This is a genomic window from Caldisphaera sp. (assembly GCF_046536515.1).
Lineage (GTDB): Archaea > Thermoproteota > Thermoprotei_A > Sulfolobales > Acidilobaceae > Caldisphaera.
The window spans coordinates 1-7,324 of the sequence record NZ_JAWDMQ010000063.1 but is presented as its reverse complement, the minus strand read 5'-3'; the positions used below and the strand labels follow the sequence as shown (position 1 = coordinate 7,324).

At 29.8% G+C, this 7,324-nt stretch carries 8 protein-coding genes and 1 pseudogene; 4 read left to right on the top strand and 5 right to left on the bottom strand.

The features are described from left to right. The 5 genes from RXO53_RS07305 to RXO53_RS07285 form a co-directional block, all read right to left on the bottom strand. A partial coding sequence (locus RXO53_RS07305; RefSeq protein WP_410713572.1) for a hypothetical protein occupies positions 1 to 746 on the bottom strand: 746 nt, incomplete at its 3' end. A 40-nt stretch (positions 747 to 786) separates the two neighbouring features. Then, on the bottom strand, positions 787 to 2,046 hold the full coding sequence (locus RXO53_RS07300; RefSeq protein WP_410713571.1) for a metallopeptidase TldD-related protein: 1,260 nt from the start codon (positions 2,044 to 2,046) through the stop codon (positions 787 to 789). After that, on the bottom strand, positions 2,039 to 3,394 hold the full coding sequence (gene tldD / locus RXO53_RS07295) for a zinc metalloprotease TldD (RefSeq protein ID WP_410713570.1): 1,356 nt from the start codon (positions 3,392 to 3,394) through the stop codon (positions 2,039 to 2,041). The genes RXO53_RS07300 and tldD overlap by 8 nt, the downstream gene beginning before the upstream one ends. A gap of 42 nt (positions 3,395 to 3,436) precedes the next feature. Next, positions 3,437 to 3,841, bottom strand: coding sequence for a single-stranded DNA-binding protein (locus RXO53_RS07290; protein WP_410713569.1), 405 nt, complete (start codon positions 3,839 to 3,841; stop codon positions 3,437 to 3,439). Positions 3,842 to 3,892: 51 nt separating this feature from the next. Further along, positions 3,893 to 5,158 carry an MFS transporter gene (locus RXO53_RS07285; protein ID WP_410713568.1) on the bottom strand — a complete coding sequence of 422 codons (1,266 nt, stop codon included), beginning with the start codon at positions 5,156 to 5,158 and terminating at the stop codon, positions 3,893 to 3,895. A 229-nt stretch (positions 5,159 to 5,387) separates the two neighbouring features. Here RXO53_RS07285 and RXO53_RS07280 point away from each other — a divergent pair, with 229 nt between their 5' ends. The 4 genes and pseudogenes from RXO53_RS07280 to RXO53_RS07265 all read left to right on the top strand — a co-directional run. Next, the gene (locus tag RXO53_RS07280) at positions 5,388 to 5,654 is read left to right on the top strand and encodes a ferredoxin (RefSeq protein ID WP_410713567.1); all 267 of its coding nucleotides are present in this window, start codon (positions 5,388 to 5,390) and stop codon (positions 5,652 to 5,654) included. A 61-nt stretch (positions 5,655 to 5,715) separates the two neighbouring features. Further along, the gene (locus RXO53_RS07275; RefSeq protein ID WP_410713566.1) at positions 5,716 to 6,273 is read left to right on the top strand and encodes a hypothetical protein; all 558 of its coding nucleotides are present in this window, start codon (positions 5,716 to 5,718) and stop codon (positions 6,271 to 6,273) included. 43 nt (positions 6,274 to 6,316) lie between these two features. Further along, positions 6,317 to 6,970 (top strand): ATPase, encoded by a 654-nt coding sequence (locus RXO53_RS07270; protein WP_410713565.1) that lies wholly within the window; start codon positions 6,317 to 6,319, stop codon positions 6,968 to 6,970. Positions 6,971 to 7,061: 91 nt separating this feature from the next. Next, positions 7,062 to 7,324: pseudogene (locus RXO53_RS07265) on the top strand (3-phosphoglycerate dehydrogenase); the annotation flags it as partial.

Below are 7,324 nucleotides of genomic sequence, written 5' to 3'. Positions count from 1 at the left end.
GCTTTTACTCCATAAAAATAAACTTCATTAATAGGCGTCCCTTCTAAGGCTAAAATTGCGTTTAGGGGCTCCATTGGAGGGGATGCATAGAAATTTCCAGTAAGCAATATATGCTCAATATAGTCGTCTTTAATTTTTGCATTTAAGTTAATGAAAAATCCATTATTATTTGATGAAGAATAAATGTTATAAGTTTTATTTCCATAAAGAATCCAACTATCTTTTAAATATGAATTAGCAATTTCTTGGGTTGGCTTAACATTTATTTTTTCTTCACTAACATTTTCTAATAATTGTTTTATACACCATTTAAAGTCTTCGGTATTATTATTTGTTATTATTTCAATTAATCCAACATTTCCTATCTTTGTTATACCGTACAAGAGTTTCTTATCTCTTGATATTGAGATTCCTCCATATGGCTCATTTCCAGATATACATTTAGCTATATTTTTAGCTCTATCGTGAATTTTCTTAAGCGTTTCGATCCTGCTTGTCAAAATAGTTATATACTCATAGTCATCATAGAAGTTTATTTCAGGCCCTCCTGTTAACCTTCTATAAACTTCTCTCTTATTATTATATTTATAATATAGTCCTATAGAATTTCCAGCCTCTTTCAAATAAGTTAAAAAAATGTATGTAGAATCAACTTCTCTAAACAAATTTTTTATCATTTCTTCAGTAAATGCTTGGGCTTCGTTAAACTTTAGTTTCTCTTTATTTATAAAAAATTTTACAATCAAATTTCCACCAATTAATATTACACTTTAAGAGCTAATTAATTTATGTAATGCTTAATCCCGATACTTTCATTTTACCAGAATATACTTTATCGTATGATATAACATCATTACTAAAGCCTATTATTTTATTCAATAAATCTTTTATATTTCCCGATACTATAATTTCTCTAAACCCTCCATTTTTATCCCAAGAGACGTTGGCTGAGACGCTAAAATCTCCTGTATCAAAATTACTTGTGTGAACTCCTTGAACTTGGTCTATATATATTGCATCATTATCTTTAAAAGATTTTCCTTCGAATACTAAATTACTAGTTGAAATACTAGGTAATGAATTAAAGGATCGGAAAGCCGAATGCGTATTTTCCATATTAGCCTTTTTTGACCAATAAGTATTAGAAAGATACTTTATTAAAACACCATTTTTTATTATTTCAGCTTTTAAAGATGGTAGCCCTTCTCCATCAATCTCTCTTGACCAAGGTAAATAAGGTATTAATGGATCGTCTGTTATACTAATTTTTGATTCAAATGTATCATTCAACTTAAAAGGCGTTCTGTTTCTATAATAATTTTCCAAACTTATCCCAGAAGTAAGTAATGGAACTATAAGCTCATTTATGGCTTTCTGCGTAAATATAATATCTATATTCTTTTTATTATTTCTTTCAAATTTTCTTCTTTTTTTAGTTAGGTCTATTTTTAGAATTAAGTTATTTAATATATTCTCTATGTTAATCTTATTAAAGAATTTTGAAGATTCACCTTCATAGATTTCTGGGCCTACTTCTTCTCCGAGATAATTGGCAACACCTCCTATCCATATAAATGATGTTTTTGATTGTGAATCCAAACCAAGAGTGTTCTTAACTTCAATAGTTGTATATCCTGCAACAGCCCTTTGGTTAATAAAATTAACCTTATCAGAGATTGAATTCAATGATTCTATGTAGTATTTCAAATTATCAATTGGATTTAAGGTATTTTCATCAAATATCCCATCAACTTTAACTTTTTTTGAATCATAAGATAAAACATTAGCTTCATCTTCTTTTCCGGCATCAACAGAACTTATAGCTAAATCATATAGATCATCTGATATCTTATTTCCATAAGAAAAGCCTAGTTTTTTATTTTTTATAATTCTTAAGCCATAACCGTCTTCTTCGTATACCATACCATGTTGTTCCATTTTTTCTTTAGATATTTCATAGACTTTAATTTTTACGTGTAAAATTTCCGCTTCTATATTATCTTTGAAGGCGCGTTTTATTATATAATCTATATCTTTTTCATTCATTAGAACCACCTACCTTGATTTTCTCAACTTTTACATAAGGACCTCCAGTACCTACATATACACTTTGTCCCATTTTACCACAAATTCCTGGCCAGACATCAAAATCCTTTGAAATATCTGTAATTTGAGATAAAGTTTCTAGAGTATATCCTGCAATTCCAACATTTCTTAAAGGATATTTAATTTCTCCGTTTTCTATTTTATATCCTTCCTCTATACCAAATTGAAAAGTCCCATCGGGACTTGTTTGACCTCCAAGAACAGAATTCATCAGATATCCATCTTTTATATCTTCCATCATTTCATATAAGTCAGATTTTCCTGGTTTAAAATAGGTGTTTCTCATTCTAATTAATACGGTGCTTCTAAAATCTTCAGACCTGCCATTGCCTGATGGTAATTCATTTGTATATAGAGCATATGTTCTATTGTTCATAAACTCATTAACTATACCATTCTCTATTATCTTTACTTCTCTACCTTCGACGCCTTCATCATCGTATGGTGTTATTCCGATAGCAGTAGGGTAATCCAAATATGGGGAATCGGAAACATTTACAATATCTTTAGATATTTTTTTACCTTTAAGCTTACTTAAAATGCCTGATATAGCAAGATCTGCTTCAGCTAAATGGCCTAATGCTTCATGAGCGAAAACTCCACTCACTTCTGGAGATAAAATAACTTTTGCTTCTCCAGCTTTAGCCGGTTTTCCTTTTAGCTGCATAGATACCTTATTTAACAGCTTGTTTATAGATTCATTTATATCAAAAACTTCCAAAGGGTACCCCAAATATGTTGATAAAGAAATATGGGAGCTTACATTTATGTCGTTTTCTCTAGCTACTGCAGAAATTGATAATGATGATATATTATATTTTGTTTCGATATCTCTACCATCGCTGCTTAAATAAAATTTTTCAACAGAATTTTCAGAATACCTTACATTAATTGACTTAATCCTTTTCTCAGCATTAAGTATTTCTTCTTTGATTTTTGATAAGTCTTCAATGATTTCTTTAGCTTTTTTGTTATTTGGATGCTTTTCTTTTATAATGACTTTGTCTTTTTTTGGTTTAAGCCTATAAACATTTGTTTCTCCATTACCTATGGCTAATGATAGTACGTCTTTTAAATCAATAATATTTAAGTTTGTTGTAAATTTATAACCAAAATTTCCTTTATATAATGCTCTTACCGCATAGCCTTCTGATATTCCATTATTAGAAATTATGTTTCTTATTTCACTGCTATTAGCAACTAGCGTTTTACTTTTCATGTATCTTATATCTGCAAAATCTGCTCCCATAGATAAAAGGGAATTTAACTTTTCCTCCAATCTAATCACTAATAATATAGAAAATAAAGTAAAAATATAAAGTTTTATTGTTTAGTATCTCTTTTTATAAGAAGGTTTTCTACCATAACCTCCATAACTTCTTCTTTCTTCTTCGACTACCCTATCTGACATATTGTTATTAGTATTTACATTTTCTATTTCTTTTTCAGATACGGTTATAGAACCATTATTTTTATTTAATGATAATCTCATGCTTCCTTTAAATGTTGAAACAAAGGCGTTTTGAATTTTTATTGTTTCTCCTTCCTTTACTTTATTTACAGAGTTATCCCATAGAGTCATAATTATTGTACCGCTCTCGTCTCCAACCAATACATCAGAAACCTTATGCGACATACCATCTTTACCGAAAACATTCCTGGGTTCCGATATTTTTATGACCTTTACACTTATTTCCTCAACAGCGCTTTTAGGCGCTAATTCATTTACTTTCAATTCTTTCGCCAATTATTAGTTAAAACCTCTGTTAATAAATTAACATGAAGATCATCTTGGTATCCTTTCAATGGTCTTAAATACAAATACATTTGTCAATAGTATAAGAGCAGCAACTATATATGTTAGCCCAAAACCCATGTATCTAGCCATATAACCAGATATGAATGAACCAAATGTGGTAGCTATACCTGTTAAAGTGCTATAGACTCCTAAAGTAGAGCCTTCTTTACCGCTTCTGGCTATTTCAAAAATCATTATACTAGTTGAAGTGTAAAATATGGAAAAGGCTATACCTGCAGCTAATGGATAGAAAATTACTCCTGTTAATATAAGTGAAATTTTATTAGCTATTAATACTGTTAATAACCCTATCATGAAGTATGAAGAACCTCTTAATAATAGAGACATCCAAGAACTTTTAGCCTTACCAAACCTATTAATGATTTTAGGTGAAATATAATAAGAAATAATTTGGAAAACCATTCCTATAGAAAATATCATTAATACTAAGCTATTTGAAAGACCACCTGTTTTAAGGCCTGCTGGATATTCTGTGTTAAATATACCTGATGCTATATAAAATAGGAACATACCTATATATAGTAAAGGGACATAAGCTGATGGTAGTGATTTCAATCTAGACAAAGAAAATATTTTAAATGAATGCTTGGAAGGCAAGTGAATAAAAATTGTTGGGATCTGTTTCAATCTGATTAAGAAAGATTCCAAATTATGAAGCAAAGCAGTTCTTTCTATATGTAATTCAGGTTTAGGTAGAAAATATAATGATAAACCGAATGATATGAGAACTAGAAATCCCATTATTAGCAATATCTCATTGATTTTAAAATAAAAAGCTAAAATAGATGAACTGATTAAGCCAATTAAATATCCGATCGAAGACAAATAATTTAGCTTAGCATATGCAGGTGTCCATAAGTCTTTTCTCACAGTGCTCATTATTAGTAAAGATATAGGAGTCGCGCTAGCTGAGCTTAAAAAAGCCAACAATGAGTATATTAATTCTATAGATTCAATAGATTTGACGTATGATATGAGAAGTAACGATATCCCTACTGTTAAAAAGCTTATCAGTATCTGCTTTTTCCTATCGAAATAATCAGCAGTAAACCCCCATATTAGGGAACCAATTATACCAGTTAAGTTTGCTAATGAAATTGCATAAGCTACATCTATTACATTGCCTCCTAGTTTTAAAATTTGCAATGTAATTAATGTTGATAACGGTCCCATGGCTACGTTGTATGGTATGAAGCTGTACATCCAATTGTCTTTATATAGTTTAATACCCACCCTCCCACCCTACTTAATTTTAGTACTTTTACAAGGAGTATATTGGTTTTATTATATTTTTTAGCATAAAAGTTACAGGCTTGACACTTTAAAAGTTGCGTATTAATATTTTTATTTTTAGGGTTTAAGATAAAAGTTTATAGAGTATATATTTTTATTTTTCGATTATTTAAAAATATTTGCATTTAAATAAAAGCTTATGATTTATAAAAACTAAATGGTGAATAACATGACCCTAAGAGTATGGATTGAGCCTAGGGATAATTGCATAGCTGATATGGTGTGTGTAAGTCTTTGTGGAGACGTATTTGAGATGTCAGATGTAGATGGGAAGTCAAATGTAATTGCAAAGTGGAGAAAAGACGCTAATAATATATCAGAGGGATTTGTACCAGATGATTTGAAAGATTGCATAGATGCCGCTGTTCAAAGTTGCCCAACTCAAATTATACACAGTGAAATATCTCAAGAAGTTATTCAACCGCAAGCAGCTTAATTAAAACCTTTTTGAAATAAAAATAAATATCACAGAATTTATATATATTCTGGGATATATTTTGGACAATATACTCGGAAAATACAAAGATGGAGGTATTAATTATACCTTTAGATATGCAAGCAAAGAAGATAAAAGAAAAATAATAGAATTCTATGAATCAATGGACAATGAATCAATATACTTTAGGTTTCTAAGCTTTTATAGAGATTTTTCATCTCATGTTGAAAAAATATTCGGAGAAAAAAACAAGTACGGATTTGCAGTAATAGGAGAGGATGAAGAAAAAAATATAGCTGCATTGGGTGAAAATTTTTCATATAGTATTGAAAGTGCCGAGCTTGCTTTTATAGTTAGCCCTCAACATAGAAAAAGAGGTTTAGGAACTATAGTAGCAGCATTTTTAATTTTAGGCTCATATATTAGAGGTATTAAGATTATGGAAGCTTATTTTCATGCAGAAAATTCACCAGCTTATAAAATTGGATTGAAAATGGGATTAAATATGGAATTCGAAGAAGATGTTTATCATGGAAAGGCGCCCTTAGAAAAAATATATAAAATAGCATTAAATTATTTAAAAGATAAAAAAGTAGAGCTATATATAAATATTAAGTAATAGATTAAATGCAGTATATTATTTTTAGATGTGGGGGTGTATTATGGTTAAGATATCTATGTTTTCAGGCGGAAAAGACGGTCTTAGAGCAGCACAATTGGAATGGCCGATTGATGTTTTTTTATTTTTGATCTATGAATTTCCAGAACCAAGCCCTCACATAGTTAACTTGCAATCTACAATTGCTTCAGCTTCAGCTATTGGAGTCCCAATAATTGTTAAAAGGCTTCATAAAGGGAAGGAATTTAATGAAACTGTAGAACTGCTAAAAAAGCTTAATGTTGATACATTGGTTGCAGGGGATGTCTATGTTGAGGATCATTTAAAATATATGGAAAAGTTAGTAAATGAGGCAGGGGCTAAGCTTAAAGAGCCTTTGTGGGGTCAAGATACGCTAGAAATTCTTATGAAGGATATAAATGAAAATTATTTATTTAAAGTTTTGGGAGCAAGACCTAAAAAATTGAGAGAAAGCGTTGGAAAGGTTATTGACAAAAGCAATATAGATTGGTTTATTGATTTAGCAAAAAAAGATAATGCGGATCCTTTAGGAGAAAATGGGGAATACCATACCATAGTTTTGAGTAGCCCTTTACATAGAGAGAAGTTTAAAGTTGTTGATATTACTATTAAGGAACTAGAATGCTGTAGGATTTTATTGACGAGCAGTTATTTTAATCAAATAGAATATTTTTGAAAGTTAGAATATTAATTTTTAGTGGGAAAAGTTTATATACTTAAACAATAAGTGAGAACAAAGAGAGGTGTTCGTAATTGTCGACGCACTCGTGGTTGATAGCGTTCCAGATAGGTTAGTTTTTTTGTTAAGGAATAACGGTGTTAAAGTAAATTATAATCCTGGTATTTCTCGGGAAGAAATTATTAAGGTTTTAAATAATTATGATATACTTGTATTCAGAAGCAGGTTGAAAATAGACAAAGAAATAATAGATAGCTCAAATAGATTAAAATATTTAGCTAGGTTTGGAGTAGGTTTGGATAATGTAGATATTGAATATGCAATGAAAAAGGGCATAAAAATTATAAATGC

What these genes read in the sequence shown, in the direction of transcription:
- RXO53_RS07300 (WP_410713571.1), bottom strand. Translation starts at nt 2,046, where the DNA reads ATGAATGAAAAAGATATAGATTATATAATAAAACGCGCCTTCAAAGAT.
- RXO53_RS07280 (WP_410713567.1), top strand. Translation starts at nt 5,388, where the DNA reads ATGACCCTAAGAGTATGGATTGAGCCTAGGGATAATTGCATAGCTGAT.
- RXO53_RS07270 (WP_410713565.1), top strand. Translation starts at nt 6,317, where the DNA reads ATGGTTAAGATATCTATGTTTTCAGGCGGAAAAGACGGTCTTAGAGCA.